The organism is Streptomyces sp. NPDC002044 (assembly GCF_040296725.1).
Taxonomy (GTDB): Bacteria; Actinomycetota; Actinomycetes; order Streptomycetales; family Streptomycetaceae; genus Streptomyces; species Streptomyces antarcticus.
Window position 1 is genome coordinate 12358 of sequence record NZ_JBEOXU010000073.1, and the last position, 19422, is coordinate 31779.

Sequence of the window (19422 nt, forward strand, 5' to 3'; positions counted from 1 at the left end):
GCTGGGGAGGATCGGCCGTACAAACGGGCAGCACGGTGAAAGGGGCGGAAAGGCCGATCGTCGCAGGTCGGACCGTCTGTTCGGGCTATTTCCGCAGGTCAGCGGGGTGAGGGTGACGACTTCAAGAAGATCTCCTCCTGGGCCGCAATCTTGTTTGCACCCACACTCGTCGGAACCATCTACGGCATGAACTTCGAGTCCATGCCTGAGTTGGGCTGGACCTTCGGATATCCCCTTGCGATCTGCCTCATGGGGATGGTTTGCGTCAGTTTGTACATGATTTTCAAGCGACGGGACTGGCTCTAAGAGGTCCTAACAGAAGCTGATGATCATGTGACGTTCGGTTCGGGTGGTCGTTGGTCTGGCCGTGGGGAAACGTCAGTCGCGGCCGTGGATCGTGTCGGATGAACTGTGGTCGCTCATCGAGCCGTTGCTGCCTGCGCCGGGGCCGAAACAGGTGGAGGGGCGCCCTCGGGTGCCGGACCGGCAGGCCCTCTGCGGGATCATACTGGCGCCCACAGGCTGACGCTCCACACGTCCCCGTCCCCTGCGTGGTAGCCCCGCTCCTCCTCGTCGTCGTCCACCACGATGACGGAAACGTTGGCCGCGGCTGCCCGGTATTCGAGGAATCCGCCCTGGTCGGTAACCTTGAAATCCGGGGCTCCGGGGACGCGGGCGAGGGCGTCCCGCACATCCTCCCAAGCGATGTAGCGGGGGAACTCAACCCCCATGGTGCGGGCCCATTCCTCCGCCATGTCGTAGCCGGACGCGAGCCGGTGCAACTCCGTCGACCCGCCGGACATCACCCACTCGTCGCCGGGATTGAAGTAAAACTCCACGAATCCGTAGTCCCGGCGCAGTGACTCACCGTCCTCGTCGACGACATCGACGAAGCGGTGGGGGATGGCCCGGTCGACCTCGCCGAGGGTGGAGCCGATGCCGATCCCGTGCAGGCGTCCGGTCGCGATGAACGAGGCCAGGAATCCGATGCCGGTCACGGCCGGTTCTCCAATTTGTCGATCAGTGCTTGCATTTCCGAAGAGCGGTTCTTCGTATGGCCCCAGTTGTGGGTGTCCATGTGCTCCTGGGCCGCCGTGGCCTTGGCCAGGAGGTCTGCGCGCAGTTTCGGGTCGTTGTTCACGGCGTCCACTGCCTGCTGGACGCTCTTATCCGACGCCCAGCCGTCCTCGAGCCTAATGGGGGCACACTGGATGTTGCCGTCCTTGTCCACGGTGATGCTGACTTCGTGCTCCTTCCCCTTCTTCAGGGGAAGGTGGATGTGCGCGCCCTTGCTGGCCCAGTCGGAGGCGACCGGAGACACACGGATCTTGCAGGGCTTGAGCCCGAGGGGGTCGGACCACGTGTGGGGGTTGTCCACGTAGGTCGCCGGATTGGGGGCGGGGTCGAGCCCGAGGGGATCGCTGCTGAGGTACCGGGCCGTCTCGGGGTCGTAGTGGCGGTGGAAGTTGTGGTGGAGTCCCGTCTCCGGGTCGAAGTACTGGCCGGGGAAGCGCAAGGGAGTGTACGCCGCGCTCGTGGCTGCCCAGGTCGTCGTGCCCCACAGCGTGCTCCGCGTCCGCCAGGCGAGGTCCCCGGACTCGTCGACGAGTTCGGTGGGCGCGCCGACGAGGTCGGTCACGATGGCATGGAACCGTTCGTCCACGCACTCCTGCGGCACGTCGTTGCCGAGCATGCGCTCGGTCTGCGAGACGGGGCGCAGGCCCATGTGCTCCCAGGTGAGCGCGATGGGCAGGGGCAGCGTGGCGCCGCGGCTGACCTGCTCGCACAGCGTGGCGGCGTCCCCGGTGAAGGTGGTCTCCTCCAGCACGGTGCTGCCGTCTTCGGCAAGGCGTTGCTTGGCGATGCGGCGGCCGAGGGGATCGTAGAGGTAACGCCACACCGTGCCGTCCGGCGTGACGGTGGACCTCAACCGGTCCTCCGCGTCCCAGGTGTACTGCCAGGTGTCCGGCTTGCGGGAGAGCCTCGTCTTCTGCCGGAGCACCGTCCGGCCTTGCGCATCGTGCTCGTAGCGGACGTTACCGGCCCGCGTGATGTGGGTGCCGGCGAAGGCCCGGGGCCCCGTGGCCTCCTGTCCGGGGTGGCTCGCGGGCCAGGCCGCGGCGGTCTGATTGCCTGCCGCGTCGTAGGCATAGGTTTCCGACCAGCCCGAGGCGCGCGCGGCGGTGACCCGGCCCGCCGCATCGAGGTCGAAACGGCGGGTCCCGGAGAGCTGGTCCTCGACGCCGATCAGGTGGCCGTCCGCACGGTAGGAGTACGAGCGGCGCTGGAGATTGCGTCCCCGACCGGATATCTGCTGGTCCGCAAGGCGTCCGCCCGCATCGAAACGGTGGGTGAAACTGAGGGCAAGCGGCGGCGCATGGTCGCAACCCATGTCCGTCCTCCTGGTCGACGGTGCGGTCGCCGGCGTCTGGCACCAGCGCCGAACGGGCCGGCGCATCGCGCTCACCGTGGAGCCGCTGGGGCAGCTGAGCGCGGCCCACCGGCGCGCACTGGAAGAACAGGTGGAACGTACACGGGCGCGATGCTCGCGGGAACCGCGGAGCTCACCCTCGGCGAGGTCACCGTAGGACCCCACGCCTGACCGCGCCCGAGGCCCGCCCTACTTGTCACCCCGCTCGACGCGCTCGAGCAGGACCGCCGCCCAGTCCGGGAGGGCGGACGCCGCCGGGCGGGCCGGGCGGGGGTCGCTGGTGATGCCGAGGCCGCCCGCCGGATCGCCGTACTCGAAACGCAGCGACCAGCGCAGCCAGGAGCGGACGAACAGGTTCGCACTCCACGCCAGGGCCAGTGCGCCGCGCCGCTCGGGGACCTCGTACCAATAGCTGGTGAGCACCACGGCGCGGGAGACCGCCTCGTCCGTACCCCCCGGCAGGGAATCGGCGGTGAGCCCGGCGGCCAGCACCGATGCCGCGAAGCGGTTGTCCGCGAGCAGCCCGCCGCTGTCGCAGAGGACCGCGTCCAGCAGGTCTGCCGGGAGATCCACGGCGGCCCGTTCCAGTCGCTCCAGCAGCTCGGGCAGGCCCGGATCTCCGGCCGGTTCCGCTCCGGGAATGACCCTCAGGTCGGCCGACAGCCGCTCATCCGCCGTGTGGGCGGCCAGGAGGCGTACGTACGCCAGCGCGCGCAGGGTCTGCCAGCGGCAGAGGGTGTCCAGCAGCACGATCCGGGAACCGCGGAAGGCCAGCCGCACCGGCCAGTCGGCCGCCCGGACCTTGTCTCCGAGCGCCCGCAGCTCCGCCGGTACCGGGGCCGGGAAGACCCGGCTCTGGCCGGCGTCGTAGGACGGCTCGGAGCGGTAGCCCGGCCAACCGGGTGCCGGGTTCCGGGGTGTTCCGCTAGGGCTACTCATTCACTTCGTCGTCCTTCGGGGTCCGCCACTTCGCCACGTCCTTGCCGTCTCGCGGAGTGATGTAGTTGGAGAGGTCCTCCGGGTCGATGTGGTACGCGTGGATCATATGGTCCTGCCGGATGATGGCCACCGGCCTGTTCGGGTCCAAGGTGCGGTCGATGATGATCCGGGCCCCCGAATCCGCGTCGACGTAGTTCGCCGGCGACTGGAGATGGCCCCGCAGGTACTTCTCCAGTTTCACCTCGTCCTCGCCGATGCCCTTCAGGTAGTGGTTCGACTTGCCGCTCTCCGCCTCGTTGAGCTGGTGGTCGACGCCCTGGGCCGTCCGGGTGCCGTCCGGGTGCCGTCCGGGTAGGGGGCCAGCCCGAAGGCATCGCACCAGTGGTGGGGGTTCGCGACGTACGCCACCGGGTTGGGGGCGGCCGCCAGGCCCAGCGGGTCCGGGCTCAGGTAGCGGGCGGTCTCGGGGTCGTAGGTGCGGAAGTAGTTGTGGTGCAGGCCCGATTCGGCGTCGAAGTAGTGGCCGGGGAAGCGCAGCGGCGTGTACGCCGTGGCGTCCCGGCTCCAGGCCGTGGAGCCCCACAGGGTGGACCGGCTGCGCCAGGCCAGTTCGCCGCGCTCGTCGACGAGTTCGGTGGGCGTTCCGACCAGGTCGGTGACGATGGCGTAGAACCGCTCGTCCACCACCTCCTGGTCGGCCGTCAGGATCCGCTCGGTCTGCGCGATCGGCTGCAGGCCGCGGTGGTCCCAGGTGACGGCGATTTCGTGCTCCGCCTCCACCGTGGTGCCGGTCTGCTCGCACAGCACGGTGCCGTCCCAGATGAAGACCGTGCGCTCGGCCACCTCCAGGCCGTCGGGCGTCATCCGTTCCTTGGCCGTACGCCGTCCCAGCGGGTCGTACGTGTACCGCCATCGCGTCCCGTCCGGGGTGGTCACGGCCGTGATCCGGTCCTCCGTGTCCCACTCGTAGCGCCAGGTGTCGGGCTTGCGCGAGAGCCTGGCCTTCTGGCGGAGCACGACCCGGCCGAGGGCGTCGTACTCGTGCCGGACCCGGCCCGCGCCGATCAGCCGGGTGCCCTCGTAGGTGCGCGGTCCGGTGGCGTCCTGGCCTCCGGGATGGGAGCCGGGCCAGGAGGCGGAGGTCTGGTTGCCCGCCTCGTCGTACGCGTAGCGCTCGGTCCAGTTCTCGGCGTGCACCGCGGTCACCCGACCCCCGGGGTCGAGAGCGAAGCTGCGTGCGCCGGCCAGGAGATCGTCCACGCCGGTCAGGCCCCCGTCGGGCCGGTAGGTGTACCCGCGGCGCTGCACCAGCCCGTCGCCGGGGCCCGTGAGCCGTTGCTCCACCAGCCGGCCGGCCCCGTCCCAGGCCAGGTCGAGGGTGAGGAGGTCTCCGTAGGTGCGGCTGAGCTCCTGGCCGGCCGCGTCGTGCACGAAGCCGATGCGCCGGCCGGACGTGGTCACGGCATCGTGGCGGCCGGCGTCGTCGTAGGCCCAAGCGGCGGAGGCCCCCGTCGGGGTGGTCCGGCCGGTGCGCCGGCCCACGGAGTCGTAGGTGTAGGCGGAGGTGCGGCCGTCGACCGTCTCCTGAAGGAGCCGGCCCGCCCGGTCGCGCAGCCGGGTCAGCACGCTGTCCCCGCACACCGCGACGGCGAGCCGGTCGAAGACGTCGTACTCGTACGTCGTCACCGTGCCGCCCGCGTCCTTGCGGACCGTGTGCCCCAAGGCGTCGCGCTCATAGGTGATCCGCCGCCCGAGGGCGTCGGTGCGGGCGACGAGCCGGTCCGCCGGGTCGTAGGCGTAACCGAGCACACGACCGTCGAAGTCGGTCTCCTTGACGAGCCGGCCCGCCGGGTCGTAGGCGTACTCCCAGGTCATGCCCTGCGCGGGTCGCGGACCCCGTTCAGGCGCAACTCGGCGTCGTACGTGTACTCGTGGCGGGCGCCGTCTGCGACGGTCCGGGCGGTGAGCAGGTCGAAGTGGGTGTACTCGAAGCGCACCGCCCTGTCGTCGGGACCGTCCGTGCGGGTCAGGCAGTTGCCCTCACCGTCGTACGTCCACGAGCGCCGGCCGCCTTCCGGGGTACTCCGGTGCAGCGGCCTGCCCTCGACCGTCCACTCCGTACGCGTGACCGCGCCCAGCGGGTCGGTGACCGCCGTGGTCCGTCCGAAGGCGTCCCGCTCCTACGTGGTGGTGGCGCCGAGCCGGCCGGTGACGGCGAGCGGCAGCCCGGCCTGGTCGGTGCGGACCCGCGTGACCGCGCCCAGCGGGTCGGTGACCGTGGTGAGGTGGCCGCGTTCGTCGTACTCGAAGACGACGAGGCCCCCGTTGCGGGGGTTGTTCCTCACGCGTACACGAGCCGGCCTGCATTGACGTCACCATGAGGCATTTCCAGGAACCCGCTGCTTCTGCCATGGGCCACGACGTCGAGTTCGCCGGTGTTCAGGACGTTCTGGAATTTGCGCGTGCTCGCATTGTCCTCCATGTAGTCCATGACGTCCGTACACGAAAACAGCCCCATCGGGTCCGCCGGCCTGTGCGGATTTCTGACGTAGGTCGTGGGATTCGGCGCCGGAGACATCCCGAGCGGGTCCGGGGACGCGTAGCGTCTCGATTCCGGGCCGCAATAGCGGAAGTGCGGCGTGTGCCACGCCGGTCGGCCCGACTCGTCGACAGGATCCCTCGGGGCGCCCACCAAGTCGGTGACGATGGAGAAGAACCGCTCGTCGTCACGGCGCTGACGACCTGGTCGCCGAGCACGAAGAGGCTGGCGGGGGCACCGTTGACGTGCACGTAGTGGACGGCCGGGGTGCCGCCGATCAGTCGCCGTTTCGCGAGCGTGGGTTTGAAGCCGGCCCTCACCACGGCGGCGGTTGCGTTGGGGAGTGCCGAACCGCAGCAGCTTCTCGGCCTGTCCGCCGACGGCGTCGGAGATCGCGGTCGCGTCGGCCGCGGGAGTGGAGAGTTCCGTTTCGGTGATGGGCCAGTGGCGCATGGGCAGGCTGCGGTGTCAGGGTCCGTCGAGCCCGAAGATCGTGCCGAACGGGTCGACGAGCTGGCAGATGCGTCGGCCGGGCTCCACGTCGAGCGGACCTCGGTGGTGGATGCAGCCGGCGTCCAGGAGGCGTTCGCGTTCGGCTTCGAGGTCTTCGACGGGCCAGTACGGAACGGTGCTTCCACCGTGGGGGTTTGCCTTGGGGGACGCCTGGTGGAAACCGAACTCGAGTCCGTCGAGGTCCAGCCAGGCGTAGACGGCGGTGCCGTTGATGTCCAGCCTGACCTCGGATCCGAAGATCTCTCCCCACCAACGGGCTGCGGCTTCGGGGGCGTCGACGAAGACCATGACGGTCCGGATACCGCGCAGCACTTGGGGTTCTCCTCTACGTCGGGAAGTCGGCACGGTACCGCCGCGTCGGCCACTCCGGGGCGGCGAGTTCGTTGATGTGGCGCAGAGACGCGTGGCGCGCCCAGCGCGCGGCCGGCCGTCTCCACCTTGTCCTGCATGGGTCCGGTGGTGTTCCACGCGTAGGTGTCGACCCCACCAGGGCGACAGGGCGGGGCGCTCCGCTTCACCCGAGATGCCGTGGGCCGTCCGGCGATGCCGCCCACCCGGAGGTCGGGATCCGCCGGACGTACGACGTCCTCGGGCGGCGCGTCAGCGAGTCGGCCTACGGAGCCATCAGCGGACCGGGAACCCTTCCCGGCCTGGAGGGCGGACAAGGCCGAGGGTCCGGTGCGCATCGCGGCAGAGGCAGGTGCGCGTTCCCGGTTGCCCGGCTCCGGTGACGTCCGCTGGTTCAGCGTGCCGTGACGCGCCGCCCAGGACGCGGGTGGCGTCGGCGGAGCGGGCGGGCAGGTGCCGCGGGCTGAGCACCCCCGTGCCCCAGCCCGCGGCCGAGGCCGCCCAGCTCGCGTGCTCTTCTCTTCCAGCAGCACCGGGGCTCAGCGAACTAGACATGGGCCGTCCAGAAGTTGGGCTCCCGCGCGTCTAGCGCGCTAGATGACGACACGAACATACGTCGTCCTCCATACGCCCTGTCAAGCCGCCGCGGGCTGATCATCCGGCGACGTGGCGTGGGTCACTTTCACCGAGGTCCGCTAGCCGGGTAGATGCACTTCGTTGCACTGTGTGATGAAAGCCGTCTAGGCCGTTAGACGACGCAGGTGGTGGTCCGGGCGGTCGACGGCGAGACCCAGCAGCAGACAGGAGCAGTGACGGTGATGGGTGAGGAGACCCCCACCAGCCGGCGAGACACCATGGGAGACCGCCTCGGCTTCTTGATCGAGACGATCCACCCGGCGAGCCGCGGGCCGTACACGTACCTGGAGATCGCCGAGGGCACCCGGCAGTTGCCCGGCCCCTCCGTCTCGCACGGCACGGTCCAGACCATCCGCCTGAACAACAATCCGAACCCCGGCATCGACTCCATCCGTGCCATCGCCAACTTCTTCGGCGTGACCGTCGGCTACCTCGCCGACGGCGAGAACGCCGAGGCGATCGAGCAGCGGATCGAGGAGCGGATCGCCCGGCTTCGCGAGGAGATGGGCAAGGCAGCGGCCGCCGACGAGTTCGCGCAGGTCCTGGAGGACGAACAGGTCAAAGCGGCGGCCTTCCGCCTGAGCGGGCTGTCCGCCGGGTCGATGAGGTCCGTCACCGGCCTGATCAAGCAGCTCCGGAAGGCCGAAGGGCTCCCCGACGTGAAGCCGCGCCGCCGCCGCCGCACGGACTCGTGAGACGGGAACCGGTCACGCTACCCGCGTGGACCGTGGTGTTTCGGCCTGTCGGGACAACTCTTCGGCCTCCCGGAATACTTCCGGCTACCCTCGACGCGATCAGGCGTAGGCAAACGGGCGTATGGGCTTACGGGCTTACGGGACCGGCGTACCGGACGGGCGCACGAGCGGGCGGCACGGCACGGAGCGGTTGGGCTTCACGCCGGCAGGAGCCGAAGGGCGGCGAAGGCGACCATGCGGTGGTGGAAGCGCACTGATGCGGAGTGCGCCGCCGTCGCAGACCAACTCGTCATCCCCCAGCCGTTCGACCTCGGCGCCTTCTGCGAGGGCATAGCCGGGCAACGCGGCCGGCCGCTGATCCTGCTGCCTCTCGACGGTCCCCCCGACCCGGCCCTGCCGTGCGGGATCTGGCTCGGCCTGGAGGTCGCCGACCTCGTGTTCTACGACGCGGCCGCGGCGGAGATCCTCAAGGTGCAGATCGTCCTCCACGAGATCTCCCACATGCTGCTCGGGCACGTCGCCCCCGAGCTGGAGACGTCGGAGCGGTCGTCGGAGCAGGACATCGCCCGCGCCTCCGAGCACTTCCAGCGACTGCTGACGCGTACGCAGACGGCCGTCTCCGGTCTCGACCGCCCCGAGCTCCCCGTGGCGTCGATCGTCCGCGCCGAGGCGGCCCGGATCAGGAGCGTGGCCCGCACGACCGAATCGATCGACGAGGAGCTGGGCCTCGACATCGACCGCCTCGCGCACCTCATGGGGCGGAGCAAGTTCGCGAGCCCGCAGGAACGGCAGGCGGAGACCCTGGCCACGCTCATCCACGAGCGGGCCGGCCGCTACACGACGCAGTCGGTCTCCAGCGAGGCCGAGGACCGTCTCGCACGCCTGCACGACGCACTCGGGCACCCCGTGAGAAACACGGGGGCGTGAAGTGAAACACGTGGAGATCGCAGTCCTGATCATGCTCTGGGCGGTGACGCTCTGGCGGGGCCCCTCGGCCGTCCGCAGCGTCATGCAGCGGGCCCTGTGGACCGCGTTCGCAGCGCTGACCGTCTCCATGACGCTCCGTCTCCCCGGCGTGATGCACGCCCTGGACGACCGGGCGGGCGTCAACAACCTGTCCACCCTCGTCAAGCACTGTCTCGGCATGATCGCGGCCGGCGCGGTCGTGGACTTCGTGGTCGCCATCACCCGGCCGGAGACGGGCCGTGGGCCGCGGCCCCGCCACTACGTCGCCCTCACGGCCATGGCCGTCATGGCCGTGCTCTTCGTCTTCTTCGTCCCGCGGCCCCACGAAGTGACCGACTTCTCCAAGGAGAACGCGGGCAACGGCTGGGCCACCGCCTACTACCTCGTCTTCGTCGTCTACCTCGGCATCGCCATGGCCATCGCCACCCGGCTCTTCTGGGGCAGCGCGCGGCACGCCAGCGCCCGGTGGCTCCGGACGGGCGTACGCCTCATGGGCATCGGAACCGCCGTCGGCGTCCTCTACACCCTGGTGCGGTTCGGGTACATGACCACGCGCCTCACGGGCCTCACGGACGGCACCGGCGACATCGTCGTCGACGACACCACCGACGCCCTGAAGTACCTGGCGATCGGTTTCATCCTCGTCGGAAGCAGCATCCCGGCGTTCGGCGTGGCCTGGCGCACCGTCCAGGACGGCCTGCGCCACCGGCAGCTCCAGCCGCTGTGGCAGGACCTGACCGCCGTCACCCCCGACATCGTCCTCAGGACCGGACTTCTCCGCAGCCCGCGCCTGCGCCTGTACCGGAGGGTGATCGAGATCCGCGACGCCTCCCTGGCCCTCGACGCCTACGCCGGCGACGACATCCGCGTACGGGCGCGGACCGCCGCGCTGCGGGCGGGCTTCGACCCGGCGACGAGCCCGGCCGCCGAAGCCCTCTGGACGCGTGCGGCGCGTGAGGGCAAGGCCCGCGGTGCGCTGCCCGTCGCGAGCACGCTGGAGCAGCCGGCCGCCGAAGGCATCGACGGCCACGACTTCACCACCGAAGTCGACAAGCTCATCCAGCTCGCCCGGATCTACCACTCCCCCGTGGCCGACGAGTTCCTCACCGCAACCAGCCAGGAGGCCACGGCGTGACGACCACGCTCACCCGACCCGACGAGTCCCGGGCCGCACGCCTGATCACCGATGGGCTCGATCCCAAGACCTGGATCATCGCGGACACCGTCCTCATCGGCTGGCACGCCGGACGCTTCTCCGGCATCGGCTGGGGCCTGCTCGGCTGCCTGTTCGCCGCGGTCGTTCCACTGGCCTTCATCAAGTACGGCATCCGCCAGGGCCGTTGGGCCGACCGGCACGTCGGCCAGCGGCAGCAGCGCATCGTCGTGATGATCTTCATCATCTTCTCGGTCGCCACCGGCATCCTGCTGTTGTGGGCCTTCGGCGCCCCGCAGAGCATGATCGCGCTGATCGCGGCCATGCTGGCCACCCTCGCCGCCCTCCTCGCCGTGACCCCCGCCTGGAAGATCAGCGTGCACGCGGCCGTGTCCTCCGGGAGCATCGCCATGCTCGCCCTGGCCTACGGGCCGTGGGTGCTCCTCGCCTACCCGCTGGTCGCCGTCGTCGCCTGGTCCCGGGTGGCGCTGAGGGACCACACGCCCGCCCAGGTCCTCGCCGGCGCCGCCGTGGGCGGAGCCGTCGCCGCCGGTACCTTCGCCCTGGTCAGGTAGCTCCGAAAGGCGCGACGGCTCCGGCGGGAGCGTCCGCCGGGAGCGTCCGCCGGGAGCGGTCAGCGGGTGCGGGCCACCCTCCGTTCGTCCCAGACCGGCTCGGACGTCTCCCGGACGGCCCCGTCCGAGCCGAAGACCAGGTACCGGTCGAAGGACTGGGCGAACCAGCGGTCGTGCGTGACGGCCAGCACCGTGCCCTCGTACGCCTCCAGCCCCTCCTGCAGGGCCTGCGCCGACTCCAGGTCGAGGTTGTCCGTCGGCTCGTCCAGCAGCAGCATCGTGGTGCCGGCCAGCTCCAGCAGGAGGATCTGGAAGCGGGCCTGCTGGCCGCCCGAGAGCCTGTCGAACGGCTGGTCGCCCTGGCGTTCCAGCTCGTACCGCCGCAGGACCGACATCGCCCCGCCCCGGTCCTCGGCGTGTTCCGTCCACAGGATGTCGACGAGCGTGCGGCCCAGCAGCTCCGGGTGGGTGTGCGTCTGGGCGAAGTGGCCCGGCACGACCCGCGCGCCCAGTTTCCAGGCGCCCGTGTGCGCGACCGACGGGTCCCCCGCGAGCAACCGCAGGAAGTGCGACTTCCCGGAGCCGTTCGAGCCGAGGACCGCGACCCGCTCCCCGTAGAAGACCTCCAGATCGAACGGCCTCATCAGGCCCGTCAGTTCGAGGCCCTCGACGGTCGCGGCCCGCACACCGGTACGGCCGCCGCGCAGCCGCATCCGGATCTCCTGCTCGCGCGGCGGCCGCGGCGGCCGGCCCGCTTCCTCGAACTTCCGCAGCCGGGTCTGCGCCGCCTGGTAGCGCGAGGCCATCACGTCACTGCGGGCGGCGTACTGCTGCATGTCCTGGACGAGCCGCTTCAACTGCGCGTGCTTCTCCTCCCAGCGCCGTTTGAGCTCCTCGAACCGCGCGAACCGCTCCCGCCGCGCCGCGTGGAAGGTGGCGAAGCCGCCGCCGTGCACCCACACCTCGGATCCCTCCGGGCTCGGCTCGACCGCCACGATCTTCTCGGCGGTACGGGCGAGGAGTTCCCGGTCGTGCGAGATGAACAGCACGGTCTTGCGGGTCTCGGCCAGCTGCGCCTCCAGCCACCGTTTGCCGGGAACGTCCAGGTAGTTGTCGGGCTCGTCGAGCAGCAGGACCTCGTCCGGGCCGCGCAGCAGCGCCTCGAGCACCAGCCGCTTCTGCTCGCCGCCGCTGAGCGTCCGCAGGCCGCGCCACTGGGCCTGCTCGTACGGGATTCCGAGCGCGGCGGTGGTGCACATGTCCCAGACCGTCTCGGCCTCGTACCCGCGCGCCTCGGCCCAGTCGCTCAGCGCCTGCGCGTACGCCATCTGCGCGGCCTCGTCGTCGGCCGTCATGATCAGGTGCTCCGCGGCGTCGACCGCCCCCGCTGCTTCCCGGATCCGCGGCTGTGCCACGGAGACCAGCAGGTCCCGCACGGTCCGCTCATCCCGCACGGACCCGATGAACTGCGGCATCACGCCCACACCGCCGCCGGTCGTCACGGTCCCGGCGTGCGCCTTGAGTTCGCCGGAGATCAGGCGCAACAGCGTCGTCTTCCCGGCCCCGTTCGCGCCGACGAGGGCGACGACCGCGCCCTCGCCCACCCGGAACGACGCGTCCCCGAGGAGGACCCTGCCGTCCGGCAGGCAGTACTCCAGATGTGCGGCTTCCACATGTCCCATGCGGCGTCATCCTGCTTCCCGCCGCCGCGATCGGCAACGCATTTAGGGCCGCGCCGGGGCGTGGCCGTGGGCGGCAGGGGCAGCCACGGTCGTGCGGCGGTACGGGTCCTGCGGGCCTTCGCTCGGCCGCGGTGGAGTCGGCACCGGGTGGGCACGGCACCGGGGGTGGTCAGATGGGGTCCACGTCCAGGAAGGCGGCGAGGGCCGGTTCCGTGGCACCCGGGGAGCCGGGCAGCGCCTGTTCCGCCCAGATGACCTTGCCCTCGGGGGTGTACCGGGTGCCCCAGTGCTCGCTGAGCTGGGCCACCAGGAACAGCCCGCGCCCTCCCTCGTCGGTGGTGGCGGCGTACCGCAGGTGCGGGGCGGTGCTGCTGGCGTCCCACACCTCGCAGGTCAGTCCCCGGTCGTGCAGCAGCCGTACCCGTACCGGGGCCCTGCCGTGGCGCAGGGCGTTGGTGACGAGCTCGCTGAGGATCAGTTCCGTGGCGAAGGCGAGTTCCGTCAGGCCCCACTCGTCGAGCTTCTTCGCGGCGGCGTTCCGCGTGGCGCCGACCGCGCTCGGCTCGAACGGCACGTCCCACTGCGCGACGCGGTCCGGGCCGAGGGTCCGCGTGCGGGCGATGAGCAGCGCCACGTCGTCGCTCGGCCGCTCGGGCAGCAGGATGTCGAGGACCGCCCGGCAGCTCTCCTGCGGGTCTCGCTCGGGGTGGCTCAGCGCGGTGCGCAGCAGTTCCAGGCCCTCGCCGATGTCGCGGGTCCGCTCCTCGACCAGGCCGTCCGTGTACAGGACGAGCTGGCTGCCCTCCGCCAAGTACAGTTCCGCCGTCTCGAACGGCATGCCGCCGAGCCCCAGCGGGGGCCCGGCGGGCAGGTCCACGATCTCGGCGGTGCCGTCGGGGGCGACCACGAGGGGCGGCAGGTGGCCCGCCCGCGCCATGGTGCAGCGTTGCGACACCGGGTCGTAGACGGCGTACAGGCAGGTGGCGCCGAGGACGCCGCCGCCGGTGTCGTCACCGTCCCCGTCGTGGTCGATGCGCTGTACGAGGTCGTCCAGGCGGGCGAGGATCTCGTCGGGGGGCAGGTCGAGGGAGGCGAAGTTGTGCACCGCCGTGCGCAGCCGGCCCATGGTGGCCGCGGCGTGCAGGCCGTGCCCGACGACGTCCCCGACGACCAGTGCGACCCGGCTGCCGGCCAGCGGGATCACGTCGAACCAGTCCCCGCCGACCCCGGACTGGGCGGGCAGGTAGAAGTGCGCCACGTCCACGGCGCTCTGCTCGGGCAGGGCGCGCGGCAGCAGGCTGCGCTGGAGCGTTTCGGCGAGGGCGTGCTCACGGGTGTAGCGGCGGGCGTTGTCCATGCTGATCGCCGCGCGGGCGACGAGTTCCTCGGCCAGCGACAGCTCGTCCTCGTCGAAGGGCTCGGGCTTCTCCGACCGCCAGAAGTTGACCACCCCGAGGACGACTCCCCGGGCCGTGAGCGGGGCCGCGATCAGCGAGTGGATGCCGTAGTCGACGATGGCCCGCGCCCGTGGCGGGTCCTGGGCCTGCCAGCCCGGCGCGTCCTCCAGGTGGGGAACCAGCTCCGCCTGGCCGGTGCCGAAGCCGCGCGCCTGGGGGGTGGACGGCAGGAAGTCGATCAGCCGGCCGCGGGGGTACAGGGGGTGGTCGTCGCGGATGCCGCTGACCGCCGTGCGCCGCATGTCGGCGCCCGGGGCGGGCTCGTCCCCGTCGAGCACCTGGTCGGCCAGGTCGACCGTGACGAAGTCCGCGAACCGGGGTACGGCCACGGCGGCGAGCTCCTCGGCCGTGCGGACCACGTCGAGGCTGGTGCCGATGTCGCCGCCGGCGTCGTACAGGAGCTTGAGCCGCTTGCGGGCCGTCTCCGCCCGGCTGGTCAGGACCTGCATCTCGGTGGAGTCGCGGATGGTGACCGCGGTGCCCTCCGGGCGGCCCCGGGGGTGGGTGAGCCGCTGGTTGACGACGAGCAGCCGGTCGCCGGTCTCCAGGACCTCGTCGGTGGCGACGCGGCCGGACAGCAGCAGGTCGGCCATCCGGCGGTCGAGGCCGGGCACGTTTCCGATGTAGCGGCCCTCGGCGTCCTCCGGCAGGCCGAGGAGCCGTTTGGCCTCGTCGTTCGCCAGGAGCAGCAGTCCGTCGCCGTCGGTGATCAGCACCCCTTCGCGGACGGCGTGGAGCACCGCGTCGTGGTGCTCGTACATGCGGGTCATCTCCTGCGTGCCGAGCCCGTGGGTCTGGCGGCGCAGGCGTCGGCTGATGAGCGCCGTGCCGCCGGTGGCCAGGGCCAGGCCGGTCGCGATGGCCAGGAGGATGACGGGGAGCTGGCGGTCGACGACCCCGGTCACGTTCTTCACGGTCAGGCCGGCCGATACCAGGGCGATGACGCGGCCGGTCGAGTCGGTGACCGGTACGACCGCCTGGATCTCCTTGCCGAGGGGGCCCTGCACGCTTTCGGTGTGGACCTGTCCGGCGAGGGAGGGCTCGATGGTGCCGACGAACCGTTTCCCGATGCGGTCCGGCTGGGGATGGGTGTAGCGGATGCCGTTGGTGTCCATCACCACGATGAAGTCGACCCCGGCGGCCTTGCGCGTTTCCTCGGTCACGGGCTGCAGAATGGCGGAGGGGTCGGGCGTCTTCAGTGTGGCCGGCAGGCCGATGGAGTGGGCAAAGGTTTCCGCGACGGAGACCGACCGGTTACGGGCCTCGCGGTCGATGTCGTGTCGCGACTGCAGCACCAGGGCCAGGAGGGCACCGGCGGCGAGCAACACCACGATCGCCACCTGGAGGACGAACACCTGGCCGGCGACGCTTCTGAACCTGATGCCTAGGGGTGACCGCACCGACGTGCCCGGCACGGGAGGCGAGGAAGGGTCACGATCCCAGTTGTAGCACTTCCGGGCGCCCGCGGCCCCCGGCACGCACAATTCACCCCCTGGCGGTTACCCGCCGCCCCCCTGCCGGCCGCCGCCACGCCGGACGAAGGCCGTGGTCATGCGGTAGGGAGCCCGGCGCCACACGGAACACGGAACACGGAACGGCGGAGCGTGCCGTACGGGGCCCGGCGTCACGCGGTACGGGGACCGCCCGCCGCCAGCGCGGTGCCGGGCTGCGCCTGCGGGGCCTGCTGGGCCGTGGGGGCCTGCGGAGCCTGCTGGGGGGCCTGGGGGCTCTGCGGGGCCGCGGGCGTCAGCGGGGCCGCAGGGGCCTGCGGGGTTTCCGGGGCCGGCGGGGTGCAGGTGACCTCGTCGCGCGGCGTGTAGTGGGTCTTGAACTCCTCGCGCCCGACCTCCTTGCCGCCCTGTACGAACACGCGCCCGACGGACACGTCGAAGCCCTCGAGGGGGGTCTGCACCTCGCACGCCGGGCCGCTGCCCGTCCGCTTGCCGGGCGGCGTGACCTTGGTGCGCGGCCCCTTGGTCGCCCGTACCTCGTCGTACTTCTTCGTGCCGAGCAGGCTGATGGTCAGGGAGGTGTCGGTGGATTCGGCCTGGATGTAGAGGGGGTGGCCGGTGTCGTTGATCCAGCGCAGGTCGAGGGTGCCCCAGGCGACCGTGGCCTCCCGCCCCTCGGGGTAGCGCTCGATGTAGAAGGAGTGGGCCCCGTGCTCGACGGGCTTGACGCCCGCGAAGAACATGGCGTTGTACATGGTGGTCGCGACCGCCGAGACGCCGCCGCCGGGCGACTTCACGTACTGGCCGTCGTTGATCATGATGCCGTCGACGAAACCGTTCTCCGGGGTACGCTCCCCGACCGTCCGGTTGAAGCTCCACTCCTTGCCCGGCATGACCACGGAGCCGTTGATGAGTTCCACGGCGCGGCCGACGTTGGTGGTGCGGTACGGGGCGGCCGGGTAGGACACGGTGAAGGAGGAGACCTTCTCCTTGATGCCGAGGCGCTTCGCGTCGGCGGCCGTGAGCTCCGGTTCGACCGCCACCGTGGCGACCTCCGCGCTGCGGGCGGCTCCCGTGCGGGTCAGCAGCGGCATGACGGCCTGGCCGAGCGCCGCGTCCGTGACCTTGCGGCCCGTGCGGCCCTGGTCCTCGACGATCACGCGGCCGTCGGCGTCGAGGCCGAGGTCGGCGTCGCGCGGGGCCCCGGAGGCTTCTTTGACCGGGCGGGCGACGGCGGCGTCGGCGAGGAGGCCCTTGGCGTCGAGGTCGGGCACGAGGCGTCCCTGGCCGTCGGCCTTCATCGCGAGGTGCTCGCCGAGGACGGCGGGGGTGATGGACACGCGCTTGCCCGCGACGCCGAGGGTGACCGGTCCCGACATGGCCGGCTGCGCGAACTGACGCATGGCCCGTCCCGTCTCCTCCGCTCCTATGCGCGGCGGGGTGCTCTCGACCGGCAGCACGACGGGGCCGCCGCCCGGCTTCAGGTACGCGTCGCGCAGGGTGTCGTAGGCGCGGTCCTCGATCAGGCTGACGCCCTGCCGCGGGGTGACGGCCTTCGCCGCGCCCTTCTCGAACGCGATCACCCCGTCCCGGACCTGCTGCCTGGTGGTGTCGGCGAGGCGGCCGACGGCGGCCCGGCCGGCCGGCTCGTCCGCGCGGATCACGGGCTCGACGTCCCGGTCGCCGGAGGCGAAGAGCCTGCCGATGACGGTGACGGGGCCGTGTCCCGCCGGAACGGCCCGGGCGACGGTCGCGTCGGCGTCGAAGGACAGCCCGTACGCCGCCGGATCGGCCTGCTCGGTGCGGTCGCCTATCGTCATCGCGACCGGAGCGGCGGCGGCCGGCCCGAGCTCCCGCTCCAGGGCCCGCCGGGCTTCCGCCCGGTCCATTCCGCCGATGTCGACGCCCAGGACCCGGGTGCCCGGGTCGACGTCGCCGCCGACCACGAGGCCGGTGACGTAGAGGCCGCCCAGTCCGAGTACGACGGCTCCGCCTGCCACCGGCAGGGCGATCCGCCAGTTACCGGTCCAGCTGCCCGCGCGTCCCATGTCACTCCCTGTGGCGCCGGCCGGTCGACAGCCGGTCGACGGTTGGCGCAGGCCATAGAAGCGGCCCATATACGACAATTCCAAAAATAATGATCCCCTCCAGGCCATGGCTTTGGGGATGAATGTGCGGATTGTCACGAAGCGGTCGTGCCGGGTTGCGTCGCAGCCGTTCCTCGGGGCGCCGCCGCCCTCGCCCGGTGCCGCCGGAGGCGGTCCCGGGTCAGCGCAGGCGCGCCGGCGAGGCGGCGCCGGGTGCCAGGAGACGCGGGGCGCCACCGCCGTCGGCCGGGACGGTCCACAGGTCCGTGCTGTCGACGGCTCCGTCGGAGGGCAGGGCGTAGGCGAGGGTGCGGTCGTCGAGCCAGACGGCCTGGTCGTCCACGCTGCGCTTCTCCGCGAGCGGCACCTCGCGCAGAGTGCTGAGGTCGAGGACGTGCTCGCGCCACAGCGAGGCGCCGCGCGTCACGCGCTTCTTGTACGCGACGCGGGTCTCGTCCGGGGACAGGGAGGGGCACTCGACGTTCCGCGCGAGCGTGGTGACCGCGCGCCGGGACACCGAGCCCCGGACCAGGTGAGTCTGTCCGGCGGTGCCGAGGGTCGCGTAGAAGGTGTCGTCGTCCTTGGCGAAGGTCACCCCCCAGAAGTTGACGTCGGCGGCGCTGTACGGCCGGCCGTCCAGGGAGATGGCGAACTTCTCCAGGTCGGGTTCGAGGGCCCGGGTACGGGTGTCCACGATCGAGGTACGGGTGGAGAAGAACGCGGCGCCGTACGACTCGCCGGAGACGAACACGGTCCAGGCCGCGAACCGGCCGCTCGGCGACACCCGGGCCCGGCTGGGGGTGCCGGCGAGGGGGAAGTCCCACAGCGGGCGCAGCCCGGCGTCGACGATGACGGCCCGGTTCTCCTGGGCGAGCGCGCCCGGGGTGGAGCTGAGGCAGACCCCGGTGCCCGCGGCGGCGTGGAAGCGCTGGCAGGTGAGCCCGGAGGCGGTACGAGCGGCCTCCGGAGCGTCGGCCGGAACCGTGGCGAGGGCTCCGCGGTGCGGGCCCTGGGCGGTGTTCAGGAAGGCCAGCCGGTCTCGCTGGGTCAGCGTGACCTCGCCCGCGGCGACCGTGGGGCCGCCCTCCCGGGGCTGGTCGGCGCGTGCGGCGGCGCGCAGCACCAGCGCGGTGCCGAGGCCGCCGAGGAGCAGGACCGCCAGGGCGAGCACGAGCAGGCGGTGGGAGAGCGTCATCCGGTTCCTCGCGGGCGTCGGGTCGGGTCGGCGGGGCCCCGGTCGTCCGGGGCGGACACGGGCAAGGGCGCGGGTACGGCCGCCCGGGCGGGTGCGGGCCCCGGGGGTGTGCCCCCCGGGGCGCCGGGGCGCAGTACGTAGGCGGCGACGGCCGCGCAGCACAGGAGTCCGGCCGCGGCCGCGGCCAGCGCCGGGCCGGCGCCCCACAGGGTCCACGCGCCGCCGAAGGCCAGCGAGCAGCCGAACCGGGCCAGCGCCTGGCCGGTGCCGACCAGGGCCATGCCGGTGGCGCGCAGGCGCGCGGGGACGGTGGCGCCGACGGCGGCCGGCAGCACGCCGTCGGTGGCGGCGTAGAACACGCCGTGCAGCGCCAGCACCAGGTACGGCAGGGCCGGCCAGTCGGGGGCCCACAGGAGCAGCCCGTACCCGGCCAGCAGGAGGGCGTGCCCGGCGAGGAACACGGTGCGCCGCCCGATCCGGTCGGCGAGGGCGCCCGCGGGTACGGCGAGCAGCAGGAACACGGCGGCGGTGCCCAGCGGCAGCAGCGGGAACCACTGCTCGCCGATGCCGGCGCGGTCCTGGAGCAGCAGGTAGACGAAAGCGTCGCTGACGGTGGTCAGGCCGAGCAGGGCGGCGCAGAGCGCCAGGGCGCGCAGCCGGGGCCCAGCCGAGGAAGTCGCCGAAGACGGGCGACGCCTCGCGGAACGCCGGCAGCTTGGCCTTGGTCTGCGCCAGGGTGTAGCGCTCCTTGGAGT

General features: G+C 71.8%; 14 protein-coding genes and 6 pseudogenes. 7 read left to right on the forward strand and 13 right to left on the reverse strand.

All coding sequences use genetic code 11. The annotated features are described in order from the left end of the window. Nucleotides 1–120: 120 nt before the first annotated feature. Together ABT106_RS19165 and ABT106_RS19170 are read left to right on the forward strand one after the other, a co-directional pair. Nucleotides 121–306: pseudogene (locus ABT106_RS19165) on the forward strand (CorA family divalent cation transporter); the annotation flags it as partial. Between the two features lie 88 nt (nucleotides 307–394). After that, a pseudogene (locus ABT106_RS19170) lies at nucleotides 395–508 on the forward strand (transposase); the annotation flags it as partial. Here the strand turns inward: ABT106_RS19170 and ABT106_RS19175 are convergent. Together ABT106_RS19175 and ABT106_RS19180 are read right to left on the reverse strand one after the other, a co-directional pair. Further along, entirely contained in the window at nucleotides 504–998 is a 495-nt protein-coding gene (locus ABT106_RS19175; protein WP_351278644.1) for a hypothetical protein, read from the reverse strand. The pseudogene ABT106_RS19170 and the gene ABT106_RS19175 overlap by 5 nt on opposite strands. 332 nt (nucleotides 999–1330) lie before the next feature. Continuing rightward, nucleotides 1331–2353 (reverse strand): annotated as a pseudogene (locus ABT106_RS19180) (RHS repeat domain-containing protein); the annotation flags it as partial. Nucleotides 2354–2363: 10 nt separating this feature from the next. Between ABT106_RS19180 and ABT106_RS19185 the strand changes: the two are divergent. Further along, nucleotides 2364–2602: pseudogene (locus ABT106_RS19185) on the forward strand (DNA glycosylase AlkZ-like family protein); the annotation flags it as partial. A gap of 18 nt (nucleotides 2603–2620) precedes the next feature. On the opposite strand, the gene ABT106_RS19190 reads toward ABT106_RS19185, so the two are convergent. From ABT106_RS19190 to ABT106_RS19210, 6 genes and pseudogenes are all read right to left on the reverse strand, one after another. Beyond that, nucleotides 2621–3370 carry a hypothetical protein gene (locus ABT106_RS19190; protein WP_351278646.1) on the reverse strand — a complete coding sequence of 250 codons (750 nt, stop codon included), beginning with the start codon at nucleotides 3368–3370 and terminating at the stop codon, nucleotides 2621–2623. Further along, nucleotides 3363–3611, reverse strand: coding sequence for a hypothetical protein (locus tag ABT106_RS19195; RefSeq protein WP_351278649.1), 249 nt, complete (start codon nucleotides 3609–3611; stop codon nucleotides 3363–3365). The genes ABT106_RS19190 and ABT106_RS19195 overlap by 8 nt, the downstream gene beginning before the upstream one ends. A gap of 110 nt (nucleotides 3612–3721) precedes the next feature. Next, nucleotides 3722–5679, reverse strand: a pseudogene (locus tag ABT106_RS19200) (RHS repeat-associated core domain-containing protein); the annotation flags it as partial. A gap of 32 nt (nucleotides 5680–5711) precedes the next feature. Beyond that, entirely contained in the window at nucleotides 5712–5861 is a 150-nt protein-coding gene (locus ABT106_RS19205) for a hypothetical protein (RefSeq protein ID WP_351278652.1), read from the reverse strand. 18 nt (nucleotides 5862–5879) lie between these two features. After that, nucleotides 5880–6107, reverse strand: a pseudogene (locus tag ABT106_RS32170) (hypothetical protein); the annotation flags it as partial. A 270-nt stretch (nucleotides 6108–6377) separates the two neighbouring features. Further along, nucleotides 6378–6734 carry a VOC family protein gene (locus ABT106_RS19210; RefSeq protein WP_351278654.1) on the reverse strand — a complete coding sequence of 119 codons (357 nt, stop codon included), beginning with the start codon at nucleotides 6732–6734 and terminating at the stop codon, nucleotides 6378–6380. Between the two features lie 797 nt (nucleotides 6735–7531). Here ABT106_RS19210 and ABT106_RS19215 point away from each other — a divergent pair. The 4 genes from ABT106_RS19215 (at nucleotide 7532) to ABT106_RS19230 (ending at nucleotide 10795) form a co-directional block, all read left to right on the forward strand. Then, nucleotides 7532–8101, forward strand: coding sequence for an uS11 family ribosomal protein (locus tag ABT106_RS19215; RefSeq protein ID WP_351278657.1), 570 nt, complete (start codon nucleotides 7532–7534; stop codon nucleotides 8099–8101). 234 nt (nucleotides 8102–8335) lie between these two features. Then, entirely contained in the window at nucleotides 8336–9028 is a 693-nt protein-coding gene (locus ABT106_RS19220) for a hypothetical protein (protein WP_351278660.1), read from the forward strand. A 10-nt stretch (nucleotides 9029–9038) separates the two neighbouring features. Next, nucleotides 9039–10202 carry an MAB_1171c family putative transporter gene (locus ABT106_RS19225; protein WP_351278662.1) on the forward strand — a complete coding sequence of 388 codons (1164 nt, stop codon included), beginning with the start codon at nucleotides 9039–9041 and terminating at the stop codon, nucleotides 10200–10202. After that, the gene (locus ABT106_RS19230) at nucleotides 10199–10795 is read left to right on the forward strand and encodes a hypothetical protein (protein ID WP_351278664.1); all 597 of its coding nucleotides are present in this window, start codon (nucleotides 10199–10201) and stop codon (nucleotides 10793–10795) included. The genes ABT106_RS19225 and ABT106_RS19230 overlap by 4 nt, the downstream gene beginning before the upstream one ends. 59 nt (nucleotides 10796–10854) lie before the next feature. Here ABT106_RS19230 and ABT106_RS19235 read toward each other — a convergent pair whose 3' ends face one another. From ABT106_RS19235 to ABT106_RS19255, 5 genes are all read right to left on the reverse strand, one after another. Beyond that, nucleotides 10855–12477 carry an ATP-binding cassette domain-containing protein gene (locus ABT106_RS19235; RefSeq protein WP_351278666.1) on the reverse strand — a complete coding sequence of 541 codons (1623 nt, stop codon included), beginning with the start codon at nucleotides 12475–12477 and terminating at the stop codon, nucleotides 10855–10857. Nucleotides 12478–12646: 169 nt separating this feature from the next. Then, nucleotides 12647–15289, reverse strand: coding sequence for a SpoIIE family protein phosphatase (locus ABT106_RS19240; protein WP_351278668.1), 2643 nt, complete (start codon nucleotides 15287–15289; stop codon nucleotides 12647–12649). A 269-nt stretch (nucleotides 15290–15558) separates the two neighbouring features. Further along, entirely contained in the window at nucleotides 15559–17433 is a 1875-nt protein-coding gene (locus ABT106_RS19245; protein WP_351278670.1) for a VanW family protein, read from the reverse strand. A gap of 220 nt (nucleotides 17434–17653) precedes the next feature. Then, nucleotides 17654–18667 (reverse strand): TolB family protein, encoded by a 1014-nt coding sequence (locus ABT106_RS19250; protein ID WP_351278672.1) that lies wholly within the window; start codon nucleotides 18665–18667, stop codon nucleotides 17654–17656. Beyond that, on the reverse strand, nucleotides 18664–19422 hold a 759-nt coding region (locus tag ABT106_RS19255), incomplete at its 5' end, for an MFS transporter (protein WP_351278675.1). The genes ABT106_RS19250 and ABT106_RS19255, both read right to left, overlap by 4 nt.

Coding starts and splice junctions, on each gene's coding strand:
- ABT106_RS19235 (WP_351278666.1), bottom strand. CDS start 12,477: ATGGGACATGTGGAAGCCGCACATCTGGAGTACTGCCTGCCGGACGGC.
- ABT106_RS19220 (WP_351278660.1), top strand. CDS start 8,336: ATGCGGTGGTGGAAGCGCACTGATGCGGAGTGCGCCGCCGTCGCAGAC.
- ABT106_RS19190 (WP_351278646.1), bottom strand. CDS start 3,370: ATGAGTAGCCCTAGCGGAACACCCCGGAACCCGGCACCCGGTTGGCCG.
- ABT106_RS19245 (WP_351278670.1), bottom strand. CDS start 17,433: ATGGGACGCGCGGGCAGCTGGACCGGTAACTGGCGGATCGCCCTGCCG.
- ABT106_RS19205 (WP_351278652.1), bottom strand. CDS start 5,861: ATGGACTACATGGAGGACAATGCGAGCACGCGCAAATTCCAGAACGTC.
- ABT106_RS19250 (WP_351278672.1), bottom strand. CDS start 18,667: ATGACGCTCTCCCACCGCCTGCTCGTGCTCGCCCTGGCGGTCCTGCTC.